A 24,401-nucleotide genomic window follows, 5' to 3' on the forward strand; every position below is an offset into this window, starting at 1 on the left:
GGCAAGTAGCGTATTCGAACAGGGCATATGCCCTATTCGGCGACGTTGCTGGAGGGAGAACCCCATGCAGTTCCTTGTCTTCGCCTCACCGCTCGCGGGTAAAGAGGACGAGTTCAACGAGTGGTACACCGGGGTGCACATCCCCGACATGCTGAAGATCCCGGCAGTCACCGCGGCCACTCGGATCCGGCTGCGCCCGGTCGGCGCCGAGGAGACGCGCCCGGAGTACCTCACCACCTACGAGGTCGACGGCGACATCGACAGCCTGATCAAGGAGATCGGCGTGCGCACCCGCAACGGTGAGTTCGGCGCGCTGCCGGACAGTATCGACAAGACCACCGTCCGGATGATCGTCGGGGAGCCCGCCTGATGCCCTCGGTCGAGATTCTCGGGGGAAATATCGAATACGAAATTCTCGGGGACAGTGGCGATCTCATCGTCCTGACCCCGGGTGGCCGATTCAGCAAGGACTTTCGCGGGGTGCGGCCGCTGGCCGAGGGCCTCGTCGCCGGTGGCTACCGGGTCCTGTTGTGGGACCGGCCCAATTGCGGCGTCTCTGATGTCCAGTTCTTCGGGCCGACCGAATCCCACATGCGCGCAGCGGTTCTGGGCGAACTGCTGCGGACGCTGGACACCGGGCCGGTGATCCTGGCCGGCGGGTCCGGCGGCGCGCGCGATTCGATCGTGACCACGATCGAACATCCGGACCTGGTCCGGAAACTGGTGCTGTGGAACATCGTCGGCGGTGTGCAGGGCCAATTCGTGCTGGGCTCCTACTATGTCGTGCCGACACTGCTCGCGGTGCGATCCTCGGGCCTGGCGGCGGTCACCGAACTGCCCGAGTGGAAGACGCTCATCGAGGCGAATCCGAAGAACCGCGACCGGATCCTGAACCAGGACCGCACCGAGTTCAACCGGCTGATGCTGCGCTGGCTGGAGGCCTACGTACCCAAGCCCGGCCAGACCATTCCGGGTGTGCCGGACGACCGCTTCGCCGACATCCGGGTCCCGACGCTGATCATCCGCGGCGGCAAGGACGACTACGACCACCCCAAGCGCACTTCGCTCGAGGTGCACTGCCTGATCGCCGGATCCGAGGTGATCGATCCGCCGTGGCCCGAGGACGCCTGGGAGCGGGCCACCGAGGCGCGGGCCCGCGGCGAGGACGTGGGCGGTTTCGACACCTGGGTTCAGGCGGCGCCGCCGATCCTGGAATTCCTCGCGCGCAGCTGAATCACGGAACCGGCCGGACTCGGAAAGTCCGGCCGGTTCACACCTCGACGATATTCACCTCGCAATTCAGCGAGGCCTCCAGCGCGGTGTGGATACGGCTTTCCGGAATACGCGCCAGATCGCGCGCGGAGATACGCACGGTGACCACGTCGAAACCGTCGCCGGAATCCGCCCGGGAAATGTCACCGGAAATTCCGAAACCGGCCAGGACGCCGCGGACGTCGTCGTCGGTGCCGCGGCTGATATAGGTGACCGGACCCGACTCCGGGCTGGTCAGGAAGGTTTCGGCGCACAATTTCGCGACCGCCGACCGCAATGCGGGGCCGTCGTCGCCGCGCATCAGGATCTGCATTTCCCGGCGCGGATCGTTCGGGCGCTCGAAGACCTCCATACCGTGCTGCGGCGCCTGCGCGGCAAAGGTGTCGGTGCGCTCCGACAGCAGTTCCGGCGTGAGTTCCCGGGCCGGGTCCACCTTGATTCGAATCACCGCAGTACGCATGTCCGCGATTCTAGCGGCGAAACAATTGCCGGCCGATACCCGGCCCGTCAGCCCGCGGCGGCCGGATCCGATTCGGCGCCGATCGCGCGCGCCCCGGCCGGCAGGCCGACCGCCCGCGCCCACGGGGTGCCCTCGAAGGCCCGCACGAAATCCTCGGCGAATTCCACCAGTTCCCGATGCCCCAGATCGATACCCAGGGTGGCCTCGTTCACCAGGGTGGCGCCGAGGCTCGAGATCATCACCGACAGCAGTGTCGGCGGCAGCGCGTCGAGATCGACGCCGTGGCCGCGCATGATCACGGTGAGCGCGGCGATCTGACTCTCCCGGTATCGCTGTGCGTACGTGGCGAATTCGGCGCGGATGTCCTTGCGGTGGTTGGACAGCGCCATGAATTCCATCAGCATCGCGGTGCCGTGCGGATCGGTGGCCACCTCCCACAGCGCGCGCATCGGGTTGCCGGAGGCCAGCGCCTTGCGCTGACGCTCCAGATTCGCCTCCGCGCCGCGGCGGAACACGGCCAGGAACAGGTCGTCCATGGTCGGGAAGTAGTAGTAGACCAGGGCCGGGTTGACGCCGGCCTTCGCCGCCACCCGGCGCGAGGTGGCGGCCGCGTAGCCCTCCTCCAGCATGATGTCCGCGGTGGCCGCGATCAGCTGGTCACGTGTCTCGGTATCGCCCTCGCGGCGGCGCTTGCGCGGTGTGCTCATCGGACCCCCTCGCCGTGCCCGGCCGTCGCGGCGCCGCTGTCCCCGGTGCTCGTCATCCAACGAATCTATCATTAGGCGATCGATTAGCAGTTGCTTCCCCGCCGCCCGGCCCGGAGCCCGCCACCGCACCCGCCCCACCCGCACGGACCGCCCGTGTACAGGCTGTTCAGGGTTCCGATAGCCGCCGGACGGCCGGTGTGATCCTTGACAACCCAGCTCGGCCGGTGTTAAACACTTGCATAGTAAACGGCCGTCGGCCCCCGCACCGCCACCCCGCGGTCCGGATCGGTCGCGGGTATTGCACCGGCAGCTATGAATCGTTGTCCGGCAACATAATTCAGCTCAGATGGAGGACCGGTCCGATGACCGCAGTCGAGCGTCCCCGGCCCGCGGGCGAACCCGCGGGATTAAGCGATCGCATAGCAACCGTCGATGCAGGACGGCGACCGCCCCGGGCCCGGCGATCCGAATTGGCCACCCCGGCGAGCAACGAGTCGATGTGCGCCGCGGCCGCACGATCGGACGCGGATCTGGTGTTCCTGGATCTGGAGGACGCCTGCGCGCCGTCGATGAAGGAGGCCGCGCGCGCCATCGCGGTCCGCGCCTTCACCGAATTGGATTGGGGCCGCACCACCCGCGCGGTGCGCATCAACGGCCTCGACACGCCCTGGTGCCACGACGATCTCGTCGAGGTGGTCACCGGCGCGAGGGAAGCGCTCGACGTGATCATCGTGCCGAAGGCCAGAAGCGCCCGGGACGTCTGGTGGGTCGACGTCATGCTCACCCAGCTCGAGGCCAAGCTCGGCCTGACCCGGCCGATCGGCCTGGAGGTGCTCATCGAGGAGGCCGACGGCCTGCTCGCGGCGGCCGAGATCGCGAAGGCCTCACCCCGGCTGGAGGCGATCATCTTCGGCGTCGGCGATCTGTCGGCCGCGCTGCACGCGCGGGTCGGCGGCAATTTCCGGCCGTCGGCCGGCGCGTATCCGGGCGATTTCTGGCATTTCGCGCGGATGCAGGTGCTGGCCGCGGGCCGCGCCGCCGGGATCGACGCGATCGACTCGCCGTATCCGGACTACGGCGACGTCGACGGTTACCGCGCCGACGCCGGGCATGCCGCGCTGTTCGGCTTCGACGGGAAGTGGGCGATCCACCCGGTCCAGGTGCCGATCGCCAACGAGGTGTTCACCCCGACCGCCGAGGAGATCGCGCACGCGCGGTCGCTGGTCGACGGCTATCGCGCCGCGCAGATCGGCGGCGTCGGCGCGCTCGGGCAGGACGGGCAGTTGGTCGACGCCGGACATCTGCGCCTCGCCGAGAACGTGCTGCGCAAGGCCGAACTGATCACCGACGGAGGTGTGCGATGAGCGCGCGGGCGGGCCGGTTGGCCGGACGGGTCGCGGTGATCACCGGCGCCGGATCCGGGATCGGGCGGTCGGCCGCGCTGTTGTTCGCGCGCGAGGGCGCGCGGGTGGTCTGCGCGGACATCAGCGGCCGCGAGGAGAAGGCGGCCGCCGAGATCTGCGCCGCCGCAACGGATTCCGACGGCACCGCGGCCGATACACCCGGTCCCGCCGCGGTCGGCGTGCACGTCGATGTGGCGAATGCCGCCGACGTCCGCGCGATGATCGACCTCGCGGTCGGCACCTACGGCCGGTTGGACGTGCTGTTCAACAACGCGGGGATGAGCGGGCAGCGCGGGCCGCTGGCGGAGATCGACGAGGACGCGTTCGACACGGTCGTGGCCGTGAACCTCAAGGGCGCCTTCCTCGGCATGAAATACGGCATCCCGGCGATGCTGGCCTCCGGCGGCGGCTCGGTGATCAACACCGCCTCCGCCTCGGCGCTGGTCGGCTGGAAGAACCTCGCGCACTACGCCGCCGCGAAAGGTGGTGTCGTCCAACTCACCAAATCCGCGGCGCTGGACTACGCGAAGCAGGGCATCCGGGTGAACGCGATCTGCCCCGGCATGACGTGGACCGGGCTGGCCGGCGCGGGCGACGACAGCGTCCCGCCCACCGATATGGTCCCGCCGCAGCCGCTGAACCGGTGGGGCCTGCCCGGCGAATTGGCCGCCGCCGCACTGTTTCTCGCCAGCGACGAGTCGTCGTTCATCACCGGGGCCGCGATCCCGGTCGACGGCGGCTACGTCGCCCGCTGATGCCGCATCCGAATCGCGAACGAAGGCAACCGTCATGACCAGACCCTTCCGCTTCGCCGTCCAGGCGACGCGTGCCACCACGGGCACCGAATGGCGCGACACCGCAAGGCGGATCGAGGAACTCGGCTACTCGACGCTGTTCCTCGCCGATCACTACCTGGGCAAGGGGCCGGCCGCCAAGGAGGCGCGCTGGCCACCCCAGCATCTGGCGCCCATCGCCGCGATGGCCGTGGCCGCCGCGGTGACCACGACGCTGCGGGTCGGCTGCCGGGTGTTCTGCGCCGACTACCACGTGCCGGGCGTGCTGATGAAGGAGGCCACCACCCTCGACCGGCTCTCCGACGGCCGCCTGGAATTCGGTATCGGCGGCGGCTGGAGCGCACCGGAGTACCGGGCCATGGGCATCCCGTTCGCGTCGGGGGCACAACGGATCTCGAAGCTGGAGGAGGTGGTCGAGCTGTTCAAGGCGCACTGCTCCGGGGAACAGCTGGACCTCGCCGGCGAGCATGTGACCGCCCAGGGTTATGCCGGACTGCCGCTGCCGGTGCAGCGGCCGCATCCGCCGATCATGATCGGCGGCAGCCGGCGCCGGGTGCTGTCGCTGGCCGGACGCGTGGCCGATATCGCCAGCATCAGCAACGTGCCCTTCGACGCGGTCGACGCGGCGGGCCGCACCCCGCGGCAGGAGGCGATCCGGCGGCTGGGCTTCGTCCGCGACGCGGCCGGGGATCGCTTCGGCGAGATCGACATCGAGAGCTCACCGTTCTTCACCGCGATCACCACCGATCCCACCGCGGCCCTGTCCGGCATCGCGACCATGTTGCAGACGCCCGCCGAGGGCCTCGCGGAACACCCGAACGTACTCGCCGGCACCGTCGAGGAGGTCGCCGACCGGCTCCTGGAACGGCGAGAAGTGTTCGGCGCCAACTACATCACGGTGCAACAGACCGAATTCACGGCCTTCGCACCGATCGTCGAGCTGCTCACCGGCAAATAGCCGCAGCCCGACGGTCATCGGAGAAATCGACTCGGAAGGACCGATATGGTCAAGAGGACCCGCTACAGCGAGTACAAGGATCGCTACGCGAACTACCGCTTCGAACTCGACGCGGACGGCATCCTGCTCATGCAGTGCCACACCGACGGCGGTTCCCTGGTGTGGGACTGGAAGTCGCACGACGATATGGCCGACGCCTTCGCCGATGTCGCGGGCGACCGCGAGATCAAGGTACTGATCCACACCGGCACCGGCGCGAACTACAACGCCGACTGGGGTTTCATGCCCGACGGCTCGCCGATCGATCCGCCGATCTACCAGGCCATGCCCGGCGAGCGCGGACTGTGGAAGCTCGACGAGAAGGCCTGGTACAACCGCAATCTCATGTTCAACGTGCTGAACGTGGACGTGCCGATGATCAGCGCGGTGAACGGGCCCTGCAACATCCACTCCGAGGTCCCGCTGATGGGCGATATCGTGCTGGCCTCCGAAGATGCCTGGTTCCAGGATGTTTCGCATTTCCCGCGCGGTCAGGTGCCCGGCGACGGCCAGCACGTGATCTGGAACTTCCTGGTCGGCCACAACCGCGGCCGCTACCTGCTGCTGACCGGGAAGAAGCTGTCGGCCCGGGAGGCGCTGGACTGGGGTGCGGTCGCCGAGGTACATCCGAAGGACCAACTGCTGGACCGGGCCTGGGAACTGGCCCGGGACCTGGTGAAGCGGCCGCCGCTGACGCTGCGCTACACCCGCCAGCTGTTCACCCACGAACTCAAGCGCGCCTTCCTCGACCAGATGAGCGCGGGTATCGGGCTCGAGACCTACGCCCAGCGCGCCTTCTTCCCGGCCGGTGGCCGGATGGAGCCGCTGGACCGCGCGTGGAACGACAAGCCGTGGCGCGGCGAGGGCGATCCCGAACCGCAGGGCTGACGAAATCTACTGTGCCGGAAGGCTTGTGACATGCATGCGCTCGACGGGGTCCGGGTCCTGGACCTGGGCACCTATATCGCCGGGCCGTTCTGCGCGACGGTGCTGGGCGAATTCGGGGCGGACGTCGTCAAGATCGAACGTCCCGGCAGCGGTGACCATCTGCGCCGGTTCGGCACCGAGACCGACTGCGGCGACACTCTGGTGTGGCTGTCGGAGGCCCGCAACAAGCGCTCGGTGACGCTGAACCTCGCCGATCCGCGCGGCCGGGAACTGTTGCGGGAGTTGGTCGCCGAGGCGGATGTGGTGATCGAGAACTTCCGCCCCGGCGTACTGGAACGCTGGGGGCTGAGTTTCCCGGAGATCCGGGCGATCAACCCGCGCACGATCCTGTTGCGCATGTCCGCCTACGGGCAGACCGGGCCGCTGGCCGATCAGCCCGGCTTCGCCCGGGTGGCGCACGCCTACGCCGGATTGTCGCTGCTGGCGGGCGAACCCGGCGGTACGCCGGTGACGCCCGGCTCCACCTCGCTCGGCGACTACCTCGCGGGTCTCTACGGGGTGGTCGGGGTGCTGCTGGCGCTGCGCGCCCGGGAGGCCACCGGGCTCGGCCAGTGCGTCGACATGGCCTTGTACGAGCCGATCTTCCGGGTGCTCGACGAGATCGCGCCGGCCTATCAGCAGTTCGGCTTCGTGCGGGAGCGGATGGGTGCGGACACCGTGAACGTGGTGCCGCACAGTCACTATCGCACCGCCGACGACCGCTGGATCGCGATCGCCTGCTCCAACGACGAGATGTTCGCGCGGCTGGCGCGGGCCATGGACGAGCCCGCGCTGGCGGACCCGGACCGGTTCGGGCCCAAGGCTTCCCGGCTCGCGGCCCGGGACGAGGTGAACGAGCTGGTGCGCGCGTGGGTGGCGGCGTTGCCCCGGGACGAGGTGCTGGCCCGCTGCCGGGCCGCCGAAGTGCCTGCGGGACCGCTGAATTCGATCGCCGACATCTTCGACGATCCGCAGTTCGCCCATCGCGGCACCCTCACCAGTGCCGAGTCCCGGATCGGCCCGCTGACCGTGCCCGGCGTCCTGCCGAAACTGTCCGGCACCCCGGGCGAGATCCGCTGGCTGGGACCGGCGCTCGGCGCCGACACCGATGCGGTACTCGCGGAACTGCTGCACCGCGACCCGGCCGAGATCACCGGCCTTCGCGACGCGGGCGTCATCTGACCCGGCGTCCGATCCGATTCGAATACGACGAAAGAAAGGTTGTGTCATGGCGATTCAGGAAAAGCTTGCCACCGGGCGTGGCAAGTTCACCACCGAATATCCCCAGCTGGGCACCGGCCCCGTCGATTACGACGATGCCGTGTCCGAGGAGTTCTTCCTCGCCGAGCGGGAGGCGGTGTTCAAACGGTCCTGGCTCAAGGTCGGCCGGATGGAACAGCTCCCGCGCACCGGCAGCTATTTCACCCGCGAGCTGTCGGGCCTGGGCTCGATCGTGATCGTGCGCCAGGCCGACGGCACCGTGAAGGCGCTGCACAACGTGTGCGCGCACCGCGGTAACAAGGTGGTGTGGCAGGAACATCCGGCCGAGGAATCCGCGGGCTCCTGCCGGGTGTTCACCTGCAAATACCACGGCTGGCGCTACGGGCTCGACGGTAAGGTCGCGCACGTCACCAACGAGGATCAGTTCTTCGACCTCGACAAGGGCGCGCTCGGTATGCCCGCGTTGCACTGCGACACCTGGGCCGGATTCATCTTCGTGAATTTCGATCCGCACGCGCAGCCGCTGCGCACCTTCCTCGGTGAGAAATTCGTCGGGGTGGAGAGCTACCCGTTCGAGCAGATGACCGAGCGCTACGCCTACAAGACCCGGGTCAAGGGCAACTGGAAACTGTCGATCGACACCATTCTGGAGTGGTACCACCCGCCGTACGTGCACGGCCGGTTCATCAATCCGGACGTGTCGAAGGCGGAGAAGCTGGTGCCGCCGCCGGATTCCTACTACTACGACCTGTTCACCTCGCACATGCTGAATTCGGTGCCCGGCCCGCCGCCGCTGCCGCCGCGCGGCGCCGGCGAACTCGGCCCGGCCAAACGCGATCAGCGCTGGATCTACAAACTGCTGCGCGCCGGTCTGTTCGGACCCGACGACATCCCCGATCTCGGCGCGCTGCCGGATGTGCTGAACCCCGGCCGGATCAAGTCCTGGGGCAACGACGCCTACTGGTTGTTCCCGAACTTCTCGGTGCAGATCTGGGCCCGCAACTACTACATCACCTACCAGTACTGGCCCGAGGCGGTCGACTCGCACAGCTACGAGCTCGACATCTTCTTCGTGCCGCCGCGCAACGCCGCCGAACGCCTCGCGCAGGAGATGACCGCGCAGACCACCATCGAATTCGCGATGCAGGATTCGAACACCGTCGAGGCGACCCATTCCGCGCTGGCCACCCGCGCCAACCGGCAGTTCCACCTGTCGGATCAGGAATTGATGATCCGCAACTTCCACAAGGTCATCCGGGACACGGTGGCCGCCCACCAGGCCCTCGGCAAGAAATAGGAGCACCCGATGACGACCGCGCTTCTCCCCGAAGCATTCCGCGACCTCGAACCCTATGTCGGCGAGTGGGCCAAGGCCACCCGGCAGGAACGGTACGACACCCGGCTCGCGACCACGATCGAGGAACTCGACGCGTTCTACGACGCCATCGCCCCGCACGCCGAGGCGGCCATCGAATACCTCAACGGATTCGATCTGAACGAGTTGCCCGAGGCCGAGACCCGGCTGCTGCAACTGCTGTATTCGCTGGTGATGGTCTCCTATCCGGTGAACGTGTTCAAACAGCCGCGGATCCCCGATTCCGGCGCCTCGTTCTTCGACACCGTCTCCGAACCCGCGGTGTGAGGCGGATATGGGATACACCGTCACCGAATTGACCCCCACGACCGGGGTGGAGATCAACGGCCTGTCCGGGGGCCGGCTGGTCGATCCGGACGTGGCCGCCGAATGCCGGGACGCGCTGGAACGCCGTGGCGTGGTGATCTATCGGGAGGCCCATCTCGACGACGACGAACTCGTCGCCTTCAGCAGATTGCTGGGTGAGGTGGTGCCGCTGCCGATGGGCGGTGACCCGGCGCATCCGCAGATCCAGAAGGTCACTCGGGACGCGTCCAAGAGCAAATTGGCGGCATACCGGGAGGGCACCTTCTTCTGGCACATCGACGGAACCACCGCCGCGGTGCCCGACAAGGCGACCCTGCTGACCGCGCGGCAGATCGCCGACGACGACACCGGCGACACCGAATTCGCCAACACCTACGCCGCCTACGAATCGCTGCCGGCGGCGGAGCGGGCCGAACTCGAGGAGTTGCGGGTGGTGCACAGCTTCGCCGCCTCGCAACTGCTCGTGTACCCGGATCCGTCGCCGAAGGAGCGGGCCGCCTGGGATCGCAACCCGTCCCGGGAACATCCGCTGGTGTGGACCCGTCGCTCCGGCCGCCGCTCGATGGTGCTGGGCTCCACCGCCGCCGAGGTGGTCGGCCGCTCCCGCGAGGAGGGCCGCGCGCTGCTGGATCGGCTGCTGGACTGGGCGACCCAGCCCCGCTTCGTGCTCCGGCACAGCTGGCGGGTGGGCGATCTGGTGATCTGGGACAACACCGGCATGCTGCACCGCGCCCGCCCGTACGGTGAGCATTCGGCGCGACTGATGCACCGCACCTCGCTGGCCGGTGAGGAGGCGGTGGCATGACATCCGCGATCGTCACCGGCGCCGGGTCCGGGATCGGCCGCGCCGTCGCGCACCGGCTGGCCGAGGACGGCATGCTCGTCACGGTGCTGGACCTGAATGCCGAAGCGGCCGAACAGGTCACCGCCGAGATCGCCGAAAAGGGCCACCACGCAGCGGCTCTCGGCGGCGTGGACGTCTCGGACCGGGAACAGGTGAACGCGGCGGTGCAGCGCGTGCGCGACACCGCCGGACCGGCGACGGTTCTGGTCAACAACGCCGGAATCACCGGATTCAAAAGGTTTCTCAACATCTCCGACCACGAGTGGGACCGCATCCTCGCGATCAACCTGAGCGGGCCGTTCTACCTGACCCAGGCCGTCGTACCGGATATGGTGGCGGCCGGCTGGGGCCGTGTGGTGAACATCTCATCCTCCAGCGCGCAGTCCGGCCAGCAATTCATGACGCACTACGTGGCGTCCAAGGCCGGTCTGATCGGTCTCACGAAATCCCTTGCGCTGGAACTGGGTCCGGCCGGCATCACGGTCAACACGATCCCGCCCGGATTCGTGGACACCCCGATGCTGCGCAACTCGGAGGAACACGGCCTGCTCGGCGGCACCGTCGACCAGCACGCGGACCGCACCCCGGTGCGGCGGGCGGGCCGGCCCGAGGACATCGCGGCGGCCTGTTCCTTCCTCTGCACCGAGGAGGCCGGGTACATCACCGGTCAGGTGCTCGGCGTGAACGGGGGTCGCAACACCTGATCTGTATTCGAAACGTGGAGTCCCAGGCAATCTTTCGCGTGTGATCGACCTCACCAGCCACGGCGGCGATCGGATGCTTGGATGGGTGGCATCCACGAAGGGAAGATCACGATGGCAATCACACGAGCCGACGTCGCACGGCTGGCCGGTACGTCGCCCGCATTGGTGAGCTACGTGATCAACGGCGGTCCGCGCCAGGTCGCCCCCGCGACCCGCGCCCGTATCGAGGCGGCCATCGCCGAATTGGGCTACCGGCCGAACGTGTCCGCGCGCAGCCTGCGGATGAACCGCGGGCACGCGCTGGGCATGGTCATCCCCGACGGCGCGAACCCGTTCTTCGCCGAACTGTCGGCGGTGATCGAGGCGGCCGCCTTCGCCCGCGGTTATCCCCTGTTCGTCGGCAACGCCGCCGGCGACGAGGAACGCGAACGCGCCTACGTGCGCACCTTCATCGACCGCAGAGTCGAAGGGCTGCTGGCGATCTCGTCGTCGTGGGAGACCGGTGTCGCCGACGCCTGCGAGGAGTCGGACATGGCGCTGGTCGCGGTCGACCGCATCATCGACCCGACGAGATGCGCACACGTGATGTGTGATTCGGTCACCGGTGCGCGAGATGCGGTGGCGCACTTGATCGAACACGGTCACCGCGTGATCGCCTGTCTCAGTGGCCCGCACGTGTCCACCGCCGAGGACCGGGTCCAGGGTTATCGAAATGCCCTGGCGGAGGCCGGATTACCGGAGGGCCCGCTGCTCCGTGCCGATTTCGGCGGGGCCGCGGGCTATCACGCGCTGGCCGGGCTGACCGCCGCCACCCCGAGCCCCACCGCGGTCTTCGTCACCAGCGACCTGCAGGCCATGGGCATGTTGCGGGCCGCGCACGACGCGGGGCTGCGGGTGCCCGACGATCTGGCGGTGGTGGCCTTCGACGGTATCGAATACGCCCGCTACACCCGCCCGGGGCTCACCACCATGGTGCAGCCCACCCGGCGGATGGGCGAACTCGCCGTCGACCTCCTGCTGGAGCAGATCGCCAGCCGCACCACCCATCCCGGCGTGGTGCGGCTGGCCGCCGAACTGACCCGGCGCGGCTCCTGCGGCTGCCCCGACGAATTCTGAGGTCGCGCAACGATTCCGGCGCAATGTGCCCGAAATGTCCACTCCCGCTCCGGGAATCAGCCCCGGGTTCCCGATCGTGCGTGCCGGGCACGGAAGACCGCCGGTCCGCGCCGCGGCGGGCGGACGTCGTCGACCGGTTCGGCGACGAGGTGCATGGTGCGGGTCTCCCCGACGGTGTACTGCTCGACCCGCTTCTCCGCGGCCTCGTCCTGTGCGGTCAGCCGCACATGGTGCTGATGCATGTGCTCCTCCCAGGAGCGCACCACGAACGCCTCGATGTAGCGATCGGTGGCGCCGATGTCGCGGTACAACTGCCAGCGCGAGGCGCCGGTGCGCTGCCGCGAACGGCCGACGCGGGCCATCGCGGCGGTGAAGTCGGCCAGCTGATCGGCGGGCACCCCGTAGGTGCGCAGCACCAGCACGGGACCGTCGCGGGGCTCCGGCTCCACCACCATCGCCGGTTCCGGCCAGAATTCGGCGTGCCGGGTGTCCAGCGAGGTCACCCGGACCGGTAGCCAGCGGGTGCTCAGCGCGCACAGGCCCAGCATCGCGGCGCTGACCAGCAGAGTCGGCACGATGCCGAACACACCGGCGATCACGCCCCACACCAGCGCACCGACCGCCTGACCGCCCATCAACACGAGTTGGAACATCGACAGCCCGCGGGCGCGCACCCAGCCCGGCAGCAGCAACTGCATCGACGAGTTCATCGTGGACATCGAAACCATCCAGGCCAGGCCCGCGAACAGCAGCCCCGGCCACACCAGCGGCGGATACGGGACCACGGCGGCGGCCAGCGCGCCGATACCGAACAGCACACCGGACAGGGCCAGCAGCCCGGTGGTGCTCAGCGCTCGCCGCAACCGGCCGATCTGGGTCGCGCCGAGTACCGCACCGGCGCCGAGCGCACTCAGCAGTACGCCGTATCCGTCCGATCCGAGCCCGAGCCGGTCGTGGGCGACCACCGCCAGCAGCGACCACACCGCACTGGCCGGGAAGATGAACAGGATCGAGCGCAGCAGCACCCGCCGGATCGAGGGCGAGGATCGGATGAACCGCAGTCCGGCCCGCAGCGCCGGCAACCACCGTTCCGGCGGCAGATCCCGGTCGACGACCGGCTGCCGCCACCGGAACAGCACCGCGACGATCCCGGCGAAGGACACGGCGTTGAGCCCGAACACCACGGTCGGCCCGGCCAGCGACACCAGCACTCCCGCCAGCGCCGGCCCGATCGCTCGCGCGCTGTTGATGTTCATACTGCTCAGTGACGCGGCCGCGGGAATCTGCGTGCGCGGCACCAACTCCGGCTGGATCGCCTGCCACGACGGCGACACCAGCGCCTGCCCGCACCCGAGCAGGAACAACAGCGACAGCAGGACCGTCGGCGTGGTGTGCCCGACGGCGGTGACGACGGTCAGCACCACCGCGAGTGCCGCCATCGCGGTCTGCGCGACCAGCAGCAGCCGCCGCCGATCCAGCAGATCCGCCAGCACCCCCGACGGCACCACCAGCAACATCACCGGCAACGTGGTCGCGGCCTGTACCAGCGACACCAGGACGGCCGCGTGCGGCTTGTCGACCAGCAACCACTGAGCGCCGACCGTCTGCATCCAGGTCCCGAGATTCGACACCAGCTGCGCGATCCACAGGGCCCGGTACACCGGCGACGAGAACGGCGCCCACGTCGACAGGGTATGTTCCCGTGCCACCCGATCCGACACCCGTTCCGCCGCCGCGCTGACCAACCCGCTCAACCTCCGCAAACCTCACCGCGCCGAACCCGGCGCCTCTTCCCGCGCAACACCATCGATCCGTGGCCGATTCCCCTCGGCCGAGATCCGAGACATGACTCACGTCGCCGCGCGGGACACGGGTCCGGTCGGCCTCGCTCTGCTGTCAAAGGTCGTCGGGCAGCAATCGGAAGGCCACATGTTCCGTCAACGGAGTGATCGCACGAAAGTCCCTGCGGTCCAACGTCAAAACGGAATCGGTTTCGTAGACCTCCGCGAGTACCACGTTGGTGGCATCGGTCAGATCGAGTGACAACGCGGCGTAGCGCTCCTGAATCGACCGGCCGCGGCGAAGGATTCCCGCCGCAACCATGGGTAGTTCGATGCGCCCGTTGGCCTCCGAGCGCAACAACCAGTCATTGACGCGATATGCGGCCTGCCGACCGACATTCCGCGTGACGATGTGTTCGATCTCCAGCAGGACCAACGGTGACACCACAGTGAGCGCCGCTCGATCCAACGCCACACGCGCCGTGGCATGTTCGGGATCGCTCGGATTGAATGCCGCGACCAATCCCGATGTGTCGCCGATGACGATCATTCGCCCGCAGGGCGCGTATGCCGCTCCGAAACAACGTCGGCGGCGGTCCGATGGATCTCCTCGGCCGATATCGGCCGACCGAAATCGACCAACGGGATGTCCCACTCCTCGGACCAGCGCCGAGTGCGCAGTGCGATCAGGTGAAAAGCTTCCCGCAGGTACTCGGATTCCGGCCGTCCCTCCCGGGCGGCGGCCTGCTTCACCAGGGCAAGATCCTCTTCGTCGACCATGACCGTGGTCTTCTTCAGAACCATATGGTTATGGTACCCCAACCACCACTCGGGCGATTTCTCAGCCCACCGCAGCGGGGACCGCTACGCCGAGTTTCTCGGCGGCGGTTTCGAGTTCGGCCCAGACCGTGGCGGCGACCGGGATTCCGGTGGCGGCGCGCTGTTGTGCTGTGGCCGAGGAGGATTCGCCCGGATAGCGGATGTCGGTCTGTTCGTCGGCGCGGGGCAGGGACTTCAGGGTCTCGAGGGTGGTGTCGACGGCGGCGGTGAACTGTTCCGGGTCACCGAAGGCGGCCGGGTTCAGGGCGATGATGAGGGCGTTCTGGCGGTGGACGCGACCTTCCGGATCGTCGCTGTGGAAGGACGAGAGGATCGGCGCGCCGACCAGGACGCTGGTCAGCAGTTCGAACAGCAGGGACATGCCCGCGCCCTTGGCGCCGCCGAGTGGGAGCGGCATCTTCGCCAGGGTGGGGTCGGTGGTGGGGGTGCCGTCGGCGGTGGCGGCGGTGCCCTCCGGCAATTGCTTTCCGGCGTTGCGGAATTGGGCGATCCTGCCGAGCGCGATCCCGGCGGTGGCCATGTCCAGCAGCGGGGTGTCGTGGGTGGCGGCGGGGACGGCGATCGCCAGCGGGCTGGTGGCGACCGCGGCGCCCTTGACGCCGGTGTAGCCCATATTCGGCATGCCCGCGACGAAACCGAGGCCGATCAGGCCGGCGTCGGCGATGCGGGAGGTGTAGTAGCCGATGGCGCCGGTGTGCACGGTGCGGCGCACGCCGACCGCGGCGATGCCGTTGGTCCTGGCGCGGGCGATCGCCTCGTCGGCGGCGGCGGTCAGCGCCACCGGGCCGGGTGCGCGGTCGGCGTCGACCACGGCGACGGCGGCCGCGGTGGACAGGACGCGCAGGTCTGGATTCTTGTTCGCCGCACCGGAATCCAGCAATTCCAGGTAGCGCGGCACCCGGGAGGCGCCGTGGGAGTCGACGCCGCGCAGGCTCGCCCAGGCCAGCACCTCGGCGACGGTGGCGGCATGCTCGGCGGAAGTGCCTGTGCGGGTGAACAATTCGGCGAAGAAGGCGGTCAGTTCCGGGGCCGGAACGACGACTTTGGGCGGTGGCACGGATATCACACTCCGGGTGAGAGGTCAGCGGGAAACGGCGACGTCGACGACGGCGGTGGTGCCGCCGCGCACGGATTTCAGCGCCCGGTCCAGGGCGGCTTCGAGATCGCTCGCGGTGGTGACGGTTTCGGTGTGGAAGTCGAACGGCTCGGCGAACCGGGCCGGATCCGGCTGGGTGGACAGGTCCACGCCCAGCCACTCCCCCGTGTGCACGGCCGCGCCGTCGGGATAGAAGCGCAGATGGTTCATCTGCATGGACAGGTATTTCCGGTTGTTGAACACCACGATCAGCACCGGCAGGTCGTGGGCCTTCGACGCGTGCAGCGACTGCACGATCGGGTTGTACAGGTAGGCGCCGTCGCCGACGGTGAAGACCACCGTGCGTGCGGGGGCGGCCAGTTTCACGCCGAGCGCCACGGCGATGCCCTGCCCGAGCCCGCCCTGGACGTAGAAGTACGAGTCGGGCGTCTCGCGGCGCAGATGCCGTTGCACGACCCGGCTGTGGGTGATGGTCTCGTCCACCACGATCGGATCCTCGTCGGCGAGCAGCCGGCGCAGGGTCGCGGCCACCAGTACCGGATCGATCGCGGCGGCCGACCCGGCGCGGGCCTCGGCCTGTTCGATCGCCTGCACCTCGTCGGCATGCCGCACCAATTGTGTTGCTCGCCGCGGGCTTTCGTCCGCCGCGGTGGACATGCCCTGCTCACGGGCCAGCGCGGCCAGCGCGCGCAGCGTGGCGGCGACGCCGCCCTCCAGATAGAGGTCGGCGAACAGCACCTGGTAGACGATGTGCGGCCGCTGCGGAACCTCGTCCAGCACAACGATCGTCGCCTTCGCCGGACGGCGGCTCGGCGGATAGAACGGGGCCCGGCAGTTCACCAGCAGGATCAGATCCGCGGTGTCCAGGAACGGGCCGATATCGCCACCGGCGTGCAGTTCGTGGGTGCGCGGGAAGTTCGCGCACACCGCCGAATTCGGCTCCACCACCGGAATCCGCAGTGCCTCGGCGAATTCCACCAGCGCCGCCAGGCCGCCGGGTTCCCGGCCGGTGGTCTCGGTGACGATCACCGGATTCTCGGCGTGGGCCAGCAGATCCAGCACGCGCTGCATCTCGTCGGTGACGCTGATATGAGAGCCCTTGGCCACCAACGGTTTCGGCTCCGGACCGGTCCACGCATCGAGCAGCACCTCGACCGGGATGTCGAGGTAGACCGGGCCGGCCGGGGCCCGCTGCGCCAGTTCCGCGGCGCGGGTGATCATCGCCGGCAGGATCGATACCGAGCCGACCTGGTTGGCCCACTTGGTGAACGGCGCCGCGATGCTCTGCATACCGCCGACGAAGGACAGGTTCCGGTACCACTGGCCACCCGGATCGGGGCCGGGGCCGTCGCCGTAGGTGATCGACTCCGCGGAGGCCACCACCATCGGCACCCCGGCCAGCAGCGCGCCGTGCACCGCCATCGACCCTTGCAGCAGGCCCGGTCCCGCGTGCAGCAGTACGCCCTGGGCCCGGCGGGTCACCAGGCCGTAGCCGGTCGCCATGCCCACGGCCACGGTCTCGTGCAGCAGGTCCAGGTAGCGCGGCGCCGGCCGGCCGTCGCGGTGCCGCCGCGCCAGCGACTCCCACACCGGCGCCCACTCCGAACCGGAGGCGCAGAAGAGGTAGTCCGAACCGATCGCGTCGAAGGCCCCGACGACGGCGTCGCCGCCGTCGGGGGTGTAGTTGTCGCTGGTCACATCGGGTCCTGTTCCGGTAGTCGCGGTCGGTGGGTCAGCCCTCGATCGGCCAGCCGAGGCATTCGCCGATGCCGCGGCCCATGATCCATTCGAGTTCCTCGGGGGAGAAGTCGAAATGCTTGGTGAACTGCTCGATCGTGTCGGTGTAGCTGAGCCCGTGGCCGAGCAGGCGGGTGATGTCGGTACCCCAGAAGCAGCGCTGCGGGCCCATCTTGTCGACCATCTCGCGCACGTACTTCTCGATGTTGAGGTTCGGGAACGGCTGGGTCGAATAGCCCGGCAGCGCAGACACTTTCACGTAGATGTTCGGGTGGTTGTGCAGGTCGGCGGTCTCCGCGACCCAGTAGCCGATGGCGTCGTCGACGCAGCGCGCCATTATGCCCATGTGGTCGATGATGATCTTCAGGCCCGGATGCTTCTCCGCGATGGCGCCGAGTTCGGCCTTCCAGACCGGAGCGTGCACCATCGTCGGGATGTTGAGCTCCTCGGCGACCGGCCAGTACCAGTCGTTGGTGCCGTCGATCATCCAGTTGCGGTCCTGCGGCCGGTGGAAGGTCAGCCGGGTGCCCTTGACGTGCGGGTTCCCGGCGTACTCGTGCAACAGCCGGGTGCCCTCGATCGGGTCGTTCTGCGGGATCCGGGCCATGATGCCGAACCGGTCCGGATGCGCCTCGCACGCCTCGAGGGCGTAGTCGATGCGGTCGCCCTCCCAGGACGGCGGCACGATCAGCGCTCGGTTGACACCGGCCTCGTCCATCAGCGACAGGCATTCCTCGTAGCTGAACGCCTCCTCGCGGTGGCCGTTGAGCCGAATCCGCTCACGCGCGCCGGGCACCCACGGCCGATCGGGGGTTTCCTCTTTCCAGATGTGGACCTGGGTGTCGACGACGAACATTGTTCTCCTCGCTTCGTGTCGGGCTCGTGCCGTTCTTTCCGGCGACAATTCGGACGTTAGCCGGAAAAACACCGGCCGGGCAGTCCGTCGAATGCAAACGGTTGTTGCGTGTTATGCGGGTAATTTCTTGCCGTCGATGACGTCGGCCACATATTCCGCGATCGCCATGCACGAGGTGGCCGCGGGTGACGGCGCATTACGCACGGCGGTGATCGGGCCGAGCCGGTGGATACGGAAATCGTCCACCAGCGATCCGTCCGCGTCGAGGGCCTGGGCGCGCACGCCCGCGCAGCCGCGCACGACGTCGCGAACGCCGATCTCCGGCACGTATTTCCGCGCGCTCGTCATATAGGCGCGCATCGAGAACGAGCCGTACATTTCCCTGATACCGGTCAGCCAGTGCTGCCGGGCCATTCGCCAGAAACCGGGCCAGGCCGCGATACCGGCCAGATCCCGCACCGACACCGTCGACCGCCGATAACCCTCGCGGGCGTAGGCGAGCACCGCGTTCGGGCCCACCTCCACCGCACCCGAGACCCGGCGGGTGAAATGGACGCCGAGGAACGGGTAGCGCGGATCCGGCACCGGATAGATGAGGCCGCGAATCATGGCCTCCTTCTCCGGTTTCAGCAGCATGTACTCGCCGCGGAACGGAACGATGCGGGGTCCCGGGGTATCCCCGGCCAGGCCCGCGACGGTGTCGCTGTGCAGGCCCGCGCACACGATCACGCTGTCGGCGCGGACCACGCCGGTGGCCGACGCGATCTCCAGACCGCCGGTGACACCGCGGATCCCGGTGACCTCGAACCCGAATCGCACCTCGCCGCCGGCCTGCCGGATGTCCGCGGCGAACTCCTCGGCGATCCTGGTGTAGTCGGTGATCGCGGTATGCGGCGAGTACAGCGCCGCCGAACCCGTTGCGTGCGGCTCGATCTCGCGGATCTCGGCGGCGCCGACGCGGCGCAGGCCGGGTACCGCGTTGGCGCCGGCGCGATCGGCCAGAGCGTCCATGCGGGCCACGTCGTCCGCGCCGATCGCGACCACCAGCTTGCCGACCTCGTCGTAGGGCAGCTCCCGCGCGGCACAGTAGTCGCGCAACAGATCCCGGCCGCGACGGCACAGGGTGGCCTTCAAACTGCCCGGCGTGTAATAGATTCCGGCGTGCACGACCCCGGAATTGTGGCCGGTCTGGTGGACCGCGACCCGATCCTCCTTCTCCACGACCACGATCCGCGCACCGGGCCGCCGCCGGGCCATTTCCCGGCCGATCGCCAGGCCCACGATGCCCGCGCCGATGATGCCGATGGTTTCCTCAGCCATGAAACGTCGTCCTCTCTCGCCACATTTCGCCGACTCGGCAGGATTCTCCCGGACGATCCGGGGCGCACCCGCGCACCGCCGTCAGAAATGAATCGCGAAGGTCTTCACTCGTGTGTAGAAGCGCAATGCCTCCTCGCCCTGCTCCTTGAACGGGGATCCGGAATCGCGGAACCCGCCGAACGGCATGTGCACATCCCAGCCGGGGGTGGTGGTGTTGACCGCCACCTGCCCGGTCTCCACCTCGTCGAGGAACCGGTGGGCGGCCGCCAGACCGGTGGTGAAAACCGCTGCGGCCAAACCGAAATCCGAATCGTTGACCGCGGCAATGGCCTGATCCAGATCGTCGACGGGCCGCAACACCAGCACCGGGCCGAACACCTCCTCGCGCCACACGGCCATCTCCGCGGTGACCTCGGTCAGCAGCGTCGGGACCACGTAGCAGCCGTGCGCGAACTCGCCACCCGCCGGGACGGTCCCGCCGACGTCGATCCGGGCTCCCTGCGCGACCGCCCTGTCGATCGCGGCCAGCACGCCGTCGCGATGTCCCGGGCTGGTCAGTGGTCCGACCACGGTGTCCGGCGCGGAGCCGGGGCCGACCCGCAGCGCCGCCACCCGCTCGCGCAGCAGTGCCGCGAACCGGTCGTGCACCGCGCGCTCCACCAGCACCCGGCTGGTCGCGGTGCAGCGCTGCCCGGCCTGGCCGAAGGCCGCCGCCACCACGGTGGCCGCGGCGTACTCCAGATCGGCGTCGGCGAGCACCACCGACGCGTTCTTGCCGCCGAGTTCGCCCTGGAATCGCACATTGCGCGCGGCCACCCGGGCTCGCAACGCCTCCCCCACCGCATTGCTGCCGGTGAAGGTGACCGCCGCGATCCGCGGATCGTCCAGCAGCGCGTCCGCCAATTGCGCAGTGCGCCCGGTGATCACGTTGAGCACCCCGGCGGGCAGTCCCGCGTCGTGCAGTGCCCGCGCGAAATGCAGTCCGGACAAAGGGGTTTCGGTGGCCGGCTTGAACACTGCGGCATTGCCGGCGGCCAGCGCGGGCGCGAGCTTCCGCGCCGGGGTGATCAGCGGATCGTTCCACGGCGTGATCGCCAGCACCACCCCGATCGGCTCCCGCTGGAAACCCGCCCGGGTGCCCGGCCGCGCGTCGTGCAGCAGCGTGCCGTACCCGGCGCGCGCGATACCCGCGAAATAATCCAGGAAATCGGCGGCCTTACCCACCTCGCCGGTGGCCTCCGCCCGGGTCTTACCGTTCTCGGCGGTGATATCGGCGGCGATCCCACCGGCCCGCTCCCGCAGCAGCGTGGCCGCCCGGATCAGCACCTTCGCCCGCTCGAACGGCGAGGTCGCCTTCCACCCCGCGAAACCCCGCTCGGCGGCCTCGTAGGCGGCACGCACATCATCGACGGTGAGCGCCGGAATACGCGCGATCGGTGTCCGCACATCGGCCGGATCGAACACGTCGAGCCGGTCCTCCGACCCGACCCACTGCCCACCGATCAGGGTCCGGTTCGACTCCACGGACTGCACGGGCATCGCCGCTCCTTCGGAAACTCGTCGGGACGAAATGCGCGGGAACAACGCATCGTCGGGCCACGATAAGAAACCGCACCCGGTCTCCACCACGGCCCGGGAAGCATTCATTGCTTGCAGGCTCCGCACCCTGTGATCGGCTCCCGCCGTGATGAAATCGGCGAGGATCGCACGTTCGACGAAGGAGTATCCGTGCCCTATGCCGTGATCGCCCGCTACCGAGTGGCGCCCGAGGATACCGCAGTGGTCCGTGCCGCGCTGGAGAAAATGCGCACACATACCGTGCAGGAACCGGCGAACCTACTCTACATACTGCACACCGACCCCACCGACCCGGCGATATTCACCATCTACGAACAATATGCCGACGAAACAGGTTTCGAGACCCACAAGAACACCCCGCACTTCGCCGAACACATTCTCGGCACGATATTCCCCCGCCTCGCCGACCGCGTGGTGAACTTCGGGCGTGTGCTGGACTGAGCGCATCGAGACGTGCGGGCGCACAGCCGGCACGAGGTCAGGGGGCGGCGGGACGCACCGGGCGCAGCTGTTGCCCGGAAGGGATTGCGGGGGAATGGAAGAGGGGCCGCGATCGGTCGATCGCGGCCCCTCTCGGCCCTGCCGTGACCGGGCGCCGGTGGTCCGGTGTCCGCCTGCCGCGCGAACCGGTCGGGACGGGTGGTCGACCGGGTGGCGGCAATGGTCACGGCGGGACCGCCCCGGGGGTGCGCGGTCGGGCCCGGGGCGTCCTTGCCTAGAGCTCGTTGCCCCAGGTCATGCGTGCGATGGTTTCCACGTGGATCAGCTTGCGGCGCTGTTCCTCCGCGGTGAGGTGGGGGGCGGTGGCGAGGTCGGCGAAGCCGCGGTTGGGGCTGACGGCCAGATCCGCTACGTCCTTCAGGTCGGCGGCGATGTCGATGCGGCGCATGATGTCGTCGACGTCCTCCAGTTCGGCGCGCTCGGCGTCGACGATGCCCAGGCAGGCGTCGCGGTCGGCGGGGACCGCGCGCAGCAGGTCCACCTCGGCGTCGGTGCCGGCGTGGTACGGCAGCACCCAGCGGTCCACCGGCAGTTCGGCGAACAGTTGCTCCGCGACCGCCTTGTCGACCGGATCGGCCGCGCGGTGGGCCGGGTTCAGGGCGATGCGGACATCCGCCGGTTTGGCGTCGATCCGTACGGCCGCGGTGTCGACCGCGATCGCTTCCGCCAGGGTGAGGGCGTCGCCGCCGCGGGCGAACAGCGCGCGGGCGTAGGCGGGGTTGTTCAGCTGAATCAGCTTGGCGCCGTTGGCGATCACCGCTTCGATCTCGGCACGGACGATGGCCGCGAGGGCCTCGCCGAGTTCCGCGGCGCTGCGCCACGGGCCGGGATTCTCCGGGTCGAAGGTGCGGGCGGCCAGGAAGGCCGGCGACGGCAGGGTGACCTTGACCGGGGTCGCCACGCCGGGGCCGGGGGCGACGGCCAGGGCGGCGAGTGCGACGACGTCGGCGGCGATCAGCGGGGTCGCGGGCCGGGGTGCGGCGACGGGGGTCCAGCGGCGGTAGCCGTGCTGGTCGGTGCCGGTGTTGCGGCGGAAGCCGCCGACGGTGTCCAGGATCGCGCCGCGGAAGTCCTCGCGCCGGAAGTCGCCGTCGGTGACGACCGACAGCCAGACCGACCGTTGTAGTCGCACGGCGTCGGTGATCGCCTGGTCCTCGACCGCCCGCAGGTCGCCGTCGCCGAGTTCGTGCGCCTCGTGGCGGGCACGCGCGGCGAGTAGTTCCGCGGGGCGAATCAGGCTGCCGTGGTGGTCGATTCGGAATTTGTAGGTGTCGGCCATTATTTCGCCTCCCCCGACTGCGCGAGCTGCTCCGCCGATTGACCCCAGGCGCGGAACGCCAGTTCGTAGCCGAGCGTTTCGAGGACCTCGTTGCAGGTGGCCTCGTCCTCGTCGGGGGTGCCGCCGGAGATACCGAGACCGCCGAGTACCTCGCCGTCGCGCTTGATCGTGACGCCGCCCTCGGTGGCGACGATCGGATACAGGCTCAGCTGCGAAAGCTTGTCGAAGAAGCCGGGATTCGATTCGGCCCAGCCGTGCAGCTGACGGGTGGGGCGTTCCATCACCGCGGCGCTGTGCGCCTTCGAGATGGCGATGCCGGGGGTCAGCACCCGGGCCCCGTCGGTGCGTTTGACCTGGAGGATGTAGCCGCCGGCGTCGACCACGGCGATGCTGAGCGCTTTGCCCAGCGCCGCACCGCGTTTCACGGTCTCGGCGACGATCAGGTCGACCTCGGCGGTGGTGAGTTTCGTCATCGGTGTGCGGTGACCTTCTGTGAGACGGCATCCCGGATGCGGACGATGGCGGCGTTGTACAGGTCCGGGCGTTCCCAGTACATCGAATGCGGGCCCTCGGCGACGATGGTCAGCCGCGAGCCGGGCAGCAGTTCGTGCGCGCGGCGCACGGTCTGCGGCCACAGCACCGCGTCCTGGTCACCGGCGAGGAAGGTGATGTCCAGGCCGGAGGCGGCGATCTCGTCCAGGCTCGGCCCGCCGGCCGAGAGGTTGCGCAGATCGGCCATGGTCGCCACGTTGAAGGTGCCCATCTGCTGGAACAGGAACAGCTTCGCGCGCTCCTCCCGCTGGAACCGCTTGCTCATCAGGCGGTCGACGATCGGCAGCTTGTCGGCCTCGGCCCGTTGCGCCGCAACGAGTTCCGACAGTTCGGGATGCTCGATGCCGCCGAGCGAATGGCCCAGCACGACGCCGGAGACCCGCTCGGGGCGCAGCAGCGCGGCCTTCAGTGCCGCGACCGAGCCCACCGACTGGCCGATCAGCACGACGTCGCGCAGATCCTCGGCCTCCAGCACGGCGACGATGTCACCGGGGAAGTCCTGGCCGTCGAAACCCGTCATCGACTTGTCGGAGTTACCGAATCCGCGCAGATCGATGGTGACGACGGTGTAGCGCTCGCGCAGTTCGACCACCTGCTGATACCAGATCGCATGGTGGCCACCGGATCCCTGCACGAAGAACAGCACCGGGCCCGCGCCGTGCCGCTCGTAGTAGATGGTGGTGCCGTCCGGGGTGACGACTTTCGGCATGTCGATTCTCCTTGTGGCCGTTACCG

Annotated in this window: 26 protein-coding genes; 13 read left to right on the forward strand and 13 right to left on the reverse strand. The window is 68.8% G+C overall.

Going from position 1 to position 24,401, the window contains the following annotated elements; genetic code table 11:
* The first annotated feature begins 64 nt into the window (after positions 1-64).
* Both G361_RS46945 and G361_RS0113520 read left to right on the forward strand, forming a co-directional pair.
* On the forward strand, positions 65-370 hold the full coding sequence (locus G361_RS46945; RefSeq protein ID WP_019927617.1) for a DUF4286 family protein: 306 nt from the start codon (positions 65-67) through the stop codon (positions 368-370).
* Entirely contained in the window at positions 370-1,233 is an 864-nt protein-coding gene (locus G361_RS0113520) for an alpha/beta fold hydrolase (RefSeq protein ID WP_019927618.1), read from the forward strand. The genes G361_RS46945 and G361_RS0113520 overlap by 1 nt, the downstream gene beginning before the upstream one ends.
* 37 nt (positions 1,234-1,270) lie before the next feature.
* Here G361_RS0113520 and G361_RS0113525 read toward each other — a convergent pair whose 3' ends face one another.
* Together G361_RS0113525 and G361_RS0113530 are read right to left on the reverse strand one after the other, a co-directional pair.
* Positions 1,271-1,855, reverse strand: a complete 585-nt coding sequence (locus G361_RS0113525) for a hypothetical protein (RefSeq protein WP_019927619.1) — start codon at positions 1,853-1,855, stop codon at positions 1,271-1,273.
* Complete coding sequence (locus tag G361_RS0113530) at positions 1,780-2,439, reverse strand: TetR/AcrR family transcriptional regulator (RefSeq protein ID WP_019927620.1); 660 nt, start codon at positions 2,437-2,439, stop codon at positions 1,780-1,782. The genes G361_RS0113525 and G361_RS0113530 overlap by 76 nt, the downstream gene beginning before the upstream one ends.
* Positions 2,440-2,909: 470 nt before the next feature.
* Between G361_RS0113530 and G361_RS43560 the strand changes: the two genes are divergently transcribed.
* From G361_RS43560 to G361_RS0113580, 10 genes are all read left to right on the forward strand, one after another.
* The gene (locus G361_RS43560) at positions 2,910-3,803 is read left to right on the forward strand and encodes a CoA ester lyase (RefSeq protein WP_019927621.1); all 894 of its coding nucleotides are present in this window, start codon (positions 2,910-2,912) and stop codon (positions 3,801-3,803) included.
* Positions 3,800-4,597: an SDR family NAD(P)-dependent oxidoreductase gene (locus tag G361_RS0113540; protein WP_019927622.1), complete on the forward strand. Its 798-nt coding sequence runs from the start codon at positions 3,800-3,802 to the stop codon at positions 4,595-4,597. The genes G361_RS43560 and G361_RS0113540 overlap by 4 nt, the downstream gene beginning before the upstream one ends.
* Before the next feature lie 34 nt (positions 4,598-4,631).
* Positions 4,632-5,594, forward strand: coding sequence for a TIGR03621 family F420-dependent LLM class oxidoreductase (locus tag G361_RS0113545; RefSeq protein WP_019927623.1), 963 nt, complete (start codon positions 4,632-4,634; stop codon positions 5,592-5,594).
* A 45-nt stretch (positions 5,595-5,639) separates the two neighbouring features.
* On the forward strand, positions 5,640-6,521 hold the full coding sequence (locus G361_RS0113550; RefSeq protein ID WP_019927624.1) for an enoyl-CoA hydratase/isomerase family protein: 882 nt from the start codon (positions 5,640-5,642) through the stop codon (positions 6,519-6,521).
* 30 nt (positions 6,522-6,551) lie between these two features.
* Positions 6,552-7,742: a CaiB/BaiF CoA-transferase family protein gene (locus tag G361_RS0113555; protein WP_019927625.1), complete on the forward strand. Its 1,191-nt coding sequence runs from the start codon at positions 6,552-6,554 to the stop codon at positions 7,740-7,742.
* A gap of 46 nt (positions 7,743-7,788) precedes the next feature.
* On the forward strand, positions 7,789-9,078 hold the full coding sequence (locus G361_RS0113560; protein WP_019927626.1) for an aromatic ring-hydroxylating dioxygenase subunit alpha: 1,290 nt from the start codon (positions 7,789-7,791) through the stop codon (positions 9,076-9,078).
* A 9-nt stretch (positions 9,079-9,087) separates the two neighbouring features.
* On the forward strand, positions 9,088-9,423 hold the full coding sequence (locus G361_RS0113565; protein WP_019927627.1) for a hypothetical protein: 336 nt from the start codon (positions 9,088-9,090) through the stop codon (positions 9,421-9,423).
* A 7-nt stretch (positions 9,424-9,430) separates the two neighbouring features.
* A complete protein-coding gene (locus tag G361_RS0113570) occupies positions 9,431-10,267 on the forward strand; it encodes a TauD/TfdA family dioxygenase (protein WP_019927628.1) in 837 nt (278 codons plus the stop codon).
* A complete protein-coding gene (locus G361_RS0113575; RefSeq protein ID WP_019927629.1) occupies positions 10,264-11,010 on the forward strand; it encodes an SDR family NAD(P)-dependent oxidoreductase in 747 nt (248 codons plus the stop codon). The genes G361_RS0113570 and G361_RS0113575 overlap by 4 nt, the downstream gene beginning before the upstream one ends.
* Before the next feature lie 111 nt (positions 11,011-11,121).
* The gene (locus G361_RS0113580; RefSeq protein ID WP_036495047.1) at positions 11,122-12,126 is read left to right on the forward strand and encodes a LacI family DNA-binding transcriptional regulator; all 1,005 of its coding nucleotides are present in this window, start codon (positions 11,122-11,124) and stop codon (positions 12,124-12,126) included.
* Positions 12,127-12,182: 56 nt separating this feature from the next.
* Here G361_RS0113580 and G361_RS0113585 read toward each other — a convergent pair whose 3' ends face one another.
* The 8 genes from G361_RS0113585 to G361_RS0113620 all read right to left on the reverse strand — a co-directional run bounded on the left by G361_RS0113585 (position 12,183) and on the right by G361_RS0113620 (position 21,295).
* Positions 12,183-13,871 carry an MFS transporter gene (locus G361_RS0113585; protein ID WP_019927631.1) on the reverse strand — a complete coding sequence of 563 codons (1,689 nt, stop codon included), beginning with the start codon at positions 13,869-13,871 and terminating at the stop codon, positions 12,183-12,185.
* A 151-nt stretch (positions 13,872-14,022) separates the two neighbouring features.
* Complete coding sequence (locus G361_RS0113590) at positions 14,023-14,457, reverse strand: PIN domain-containing protein (protein ID WP_019927632.1); 435 nt, start codon at positions 14,455-14,457, stop codon at positions 14,023-14,025.
* On the reverse strand, positions 14,454-14,711 hold the full coding sequence (locus tag G361_RS0113595) for a ribbon-helix-helix protein, CopG family (protein WP_019927633.1): 258 nt from the start codon (positions 14,709-14,711) through the stop codon (positions 14,454-14,456). The genes G361_RS0113590 and G361_RS0113595 overlap by 4 nt, the downstream gene beginning before the upstream one ends.
* A gap of 37 nt (positions 14,712-14,748) precedes the next feature.
* A complete protein-coding gene (locus G361_RS0113600; protein ID WP_196814473.1) occupies positions 14,749-15,804 on the reverse strand; it encodes an Ldh family oxidoreductase in 1,056 nt (351 codons plus the stop codon).
* A 24-nt stretch (positions 15,805-15,828) separates the two neighbouring features.
* Entirely contained in the window at positions 15,829-17,541 is a 1,713-nt protein-coding gene (locus tag G361_RS0113605) for a thiamine pyrophosphate-dependent enzyme (RefSeq protein WP_019927635.1), read from the reverse strand.
* A gap of 34 nt (positions 17,542-17,575) precedes the next feature.
* Positions 17,576-18,436 (reverse strand): amidohydrolase, encoded by an 861-nt coding sequence (locus tag G361_RS0113610; protein ID WP_019927636.1) that lies wholly within the window; start codon positions 18,434-18,436, stop codon positions 17,576-17,578.
* A 111-nt stretch (positions 18,437-18,547) separates the two neighbouring features.
* Positions 18,548-19,756: an L-2-hydroxyglutarate oxidase gene (gene lhgO, locus G361_RS0113615; RefSeq protein WP_019927637.1), complete on the reverse strand. Its 1,209-nt coding sequence runs from the start codon at positions 19,754-19,756 to the stop codon at positions 18,548-18,550.
* Between the two features lie 81 nt (positions 19,757-19,837).
* Positions 19,838-21,295: an aldehyde dehydrogenase gene (locus tag G361_RS0113620; protein WP_019927638.1), complete on the reverse strand. Its 1,458-nt coding sequence runs from the start codon at positions 21,293-21,295 to the stop codon at positions 19,838-19,840.
* A 129-nt stretch (positions 21,296-21,424) separates the two neighbouring features.
* Between G361_RS0113620 and G361_RS0113625 the strand changes: the two genes are divergently transcribed.
* Positions 21,425-21,775 carry a putative quinol monooxygenase gene (locus G361_RS0113625; RefSeq protein WP_019927639.1) on the forward strand — a complete coding sequence of 117 codons (351 nt, stop codon included), beginning with the start codon at positions 21,425-21,427 and terminating at the stop codon, positions 21,773-21,775.
* A 274-nt stretch (positions 21,776-22,049) separates the two neighbouring features.
* Here the strand turns inward: G361_RS0113625 and G361_RS0113630 are convergent, their stop codons facing one another.
* From G361_RS0113630 to G361_RS0113640, 3 genes are read right to left on the reverse strand one after another with little or no spacing between them, the layout of a single operon-like run.
* Positions 22,050-23,114, reverse strand: a complete 1,065-nt coding sequence (locus G361_RS0113630) for a hypothetical protein (RefSeq protein WP_019927640.1) — start codon at positions 23,112-23,114, stop codon at positions 22,050-22,052.
* Positions 23,114-23,587: a heme-binding protein gene (locus tag G361_RS0113635; protein ID WP_019927641.1), complete on the reverse strand. Its 474-nt coding sequence runs from the start codon at positions 23,585-23,587 to the stop codon at positions 23,114-23,116. Before G361_RS0113635 ends, G361_RS0113630 begins: the two co-directional genes overlap by 1 nt.
* Positions 23,584-24,375, reverse strand: coding sequence for an alpha/beta fold hydrolase (locus G361_RS0113640; protein ID WP_019927642.1), 792 nt, complete (start codon positions 24,373-24,375; stop codon positions 23,584-23,586). The genes G361_RS0113635 and G361_RS0113640 overlap by 4 nt, the downstream gene beginning before the upstream one ends.
* Positions 24,376-24,401: the final 26 nt, after the last annotated feature.

Origin of the sequence: Nocardia sp. BMG111209 (assembly GCF_000381925.1) — a bacterium.
Taxonomy (GTDB): Bacteria; Actinomycetota; Actinomycetes; order Mycobacteriales; family Mycobacteriaceae; genus Nocardia.

Excerpts from the sequence above, each read along its gene's own strand:
- G361_RS46945 (WP_019927617.1), top strand. The coding sequence starts at position 65 with ATGCAGTTCCTTGTCTTCGCCTCACCGCTCGCGGGTAAAGAGGACGAG.
- G361_RS0113520 (WP_019927618.1), top strand. The coding sequence starts at position 370 with ATGCCCTCGGTCGAGATTCTCGGGGGAAATATCGAATACGAAATTCTC.
- G361_RS0113530 (WP_019927620.1), bottom strand. The coding sequence starts at position 2,439 with ATGAGCACACCGCGCAAGCGCCGCCGCGAGGGCGATACCGAGACACGT.
- G361_RS0113540 (WP_019927622.1), top strand. The coding sequence starts at position 3,800 with ATGAGCGCGCGGGCGGGCCGGTTGGCCGGACGGGTCGCGGTGATCACC.
- G361_RS0113545 (WP_019927623.1), top strand. The coding sequence starts at position 4,632 with ATGACCAGACCCTTCCGCTTCGCCGTCCAGGCGACGCGTGCCACCACG.
- G361_RS0113550 (WP_019927624.1), top strand. The coding sequence starts at position 5,640 with ATGGTCAAGAGGACCCGCTACAGCGAGTACAAGGATCGCTACGCGAAC.
- G361_RS0113555 (WP_019927625.1), top strand. The coding sequence starts at position 6,552 with ATGCATGCGCTCGACGGGGTCCGGGTCCTGGACCTGGGCACCTATATC.
- G361_RS0113560 (WP_019927626.1), top strand. The coding sequence starts at position 7,789 with ATGGCGATTCAGGAAAAGCTTGCCACCGGGCGTGGCAAGTTCACCACC.
- G361_RS0113565 (WP_019927627.1), top strand. The coding sequence starts at position 9,088 with ATGACGACCGCGCTTCTCCCCGAAGCATTCCGCGACCTCGAACCCTAT.
- G361_RS0113570 (WP_019927628.1), top strand. The coding sequence starts at position 9,431 with ATGGGATACACCGTCACCGAATTGACCCCCACGACCGGGGTGGAGATC.
- G361_RS0113575 (WP_019927629.1), top strand. The coding sequence starts at position 10,264 with ATGACATCCGCGATCGTCACCGGCGCCGGGTCCGGGATCGGCCGCGCC.
- G361_RS0113580 (WP_036495047.1), top strand. The coding sequence starts at position 11,122 with ATGGCAATCACACGAGCCGACGTCGCACGGCTGGCCGGTACGTCGCCC.
- G361_RS0113590 (WP_019927632.1), bottom strand. The coding sequence starts at position 14,457 with ATGATCGTCATCGGCGACACATCGGGATTGGTCGCGGCATTCAATCCG.
- G361_RS0113595 (WP_019927633.1), bottom strand. The coding sequence starts at position 14,711 with ATGGTTCTGAAGAAGACCACGGTCATGGTCGACGAAGAGGATCTTGCC.
- G361_RS0113610 (WP_019927636.1), bottom strand. The coding sequence starts at position 18,436 with ATGTTCGTCGTCGACACCCAGGTCCACATCTGGAAAGAGGAAACCCCC.
- lhgO (WP_019927637.1), bottom strand. The coding sequence starts at position 19,756 with ATGGCTGAGGAAACCATCGGCATCATCGGCGCGGGCATCGTGGGCCTG.
- G361_RS0113620 (WP_019927638.1), bottom strand. The coding sequence starts at position 21,295 with ATGCCCGTGCAGTCCGTGGAGTCGAACCGGACCCTGATCGGTGGGCAG.
- G361_RS0113630 (WP_019927640.1), bottom strand. The coding sequence starts at position 23,114 with ATGGCCGACACCTACAAATTCCGAATCGACCACCACGGCAGCCTGATT.
- G361_RS0113635 (WP_019927641.1), bottom strand. The coding sequence starts at position 23,587 with ATGACGAAACTCACCACCGCCGAGGTCGACCTGATCGTCGCCGAGACC.
- G361_RS0113640 (WP_019927642.1), bottom strand. The coding sequence starts at position 24,375 with ATGCCGAAAGTCGTCACCCCGGACGGCACCACCATCTACTACGAGCGG.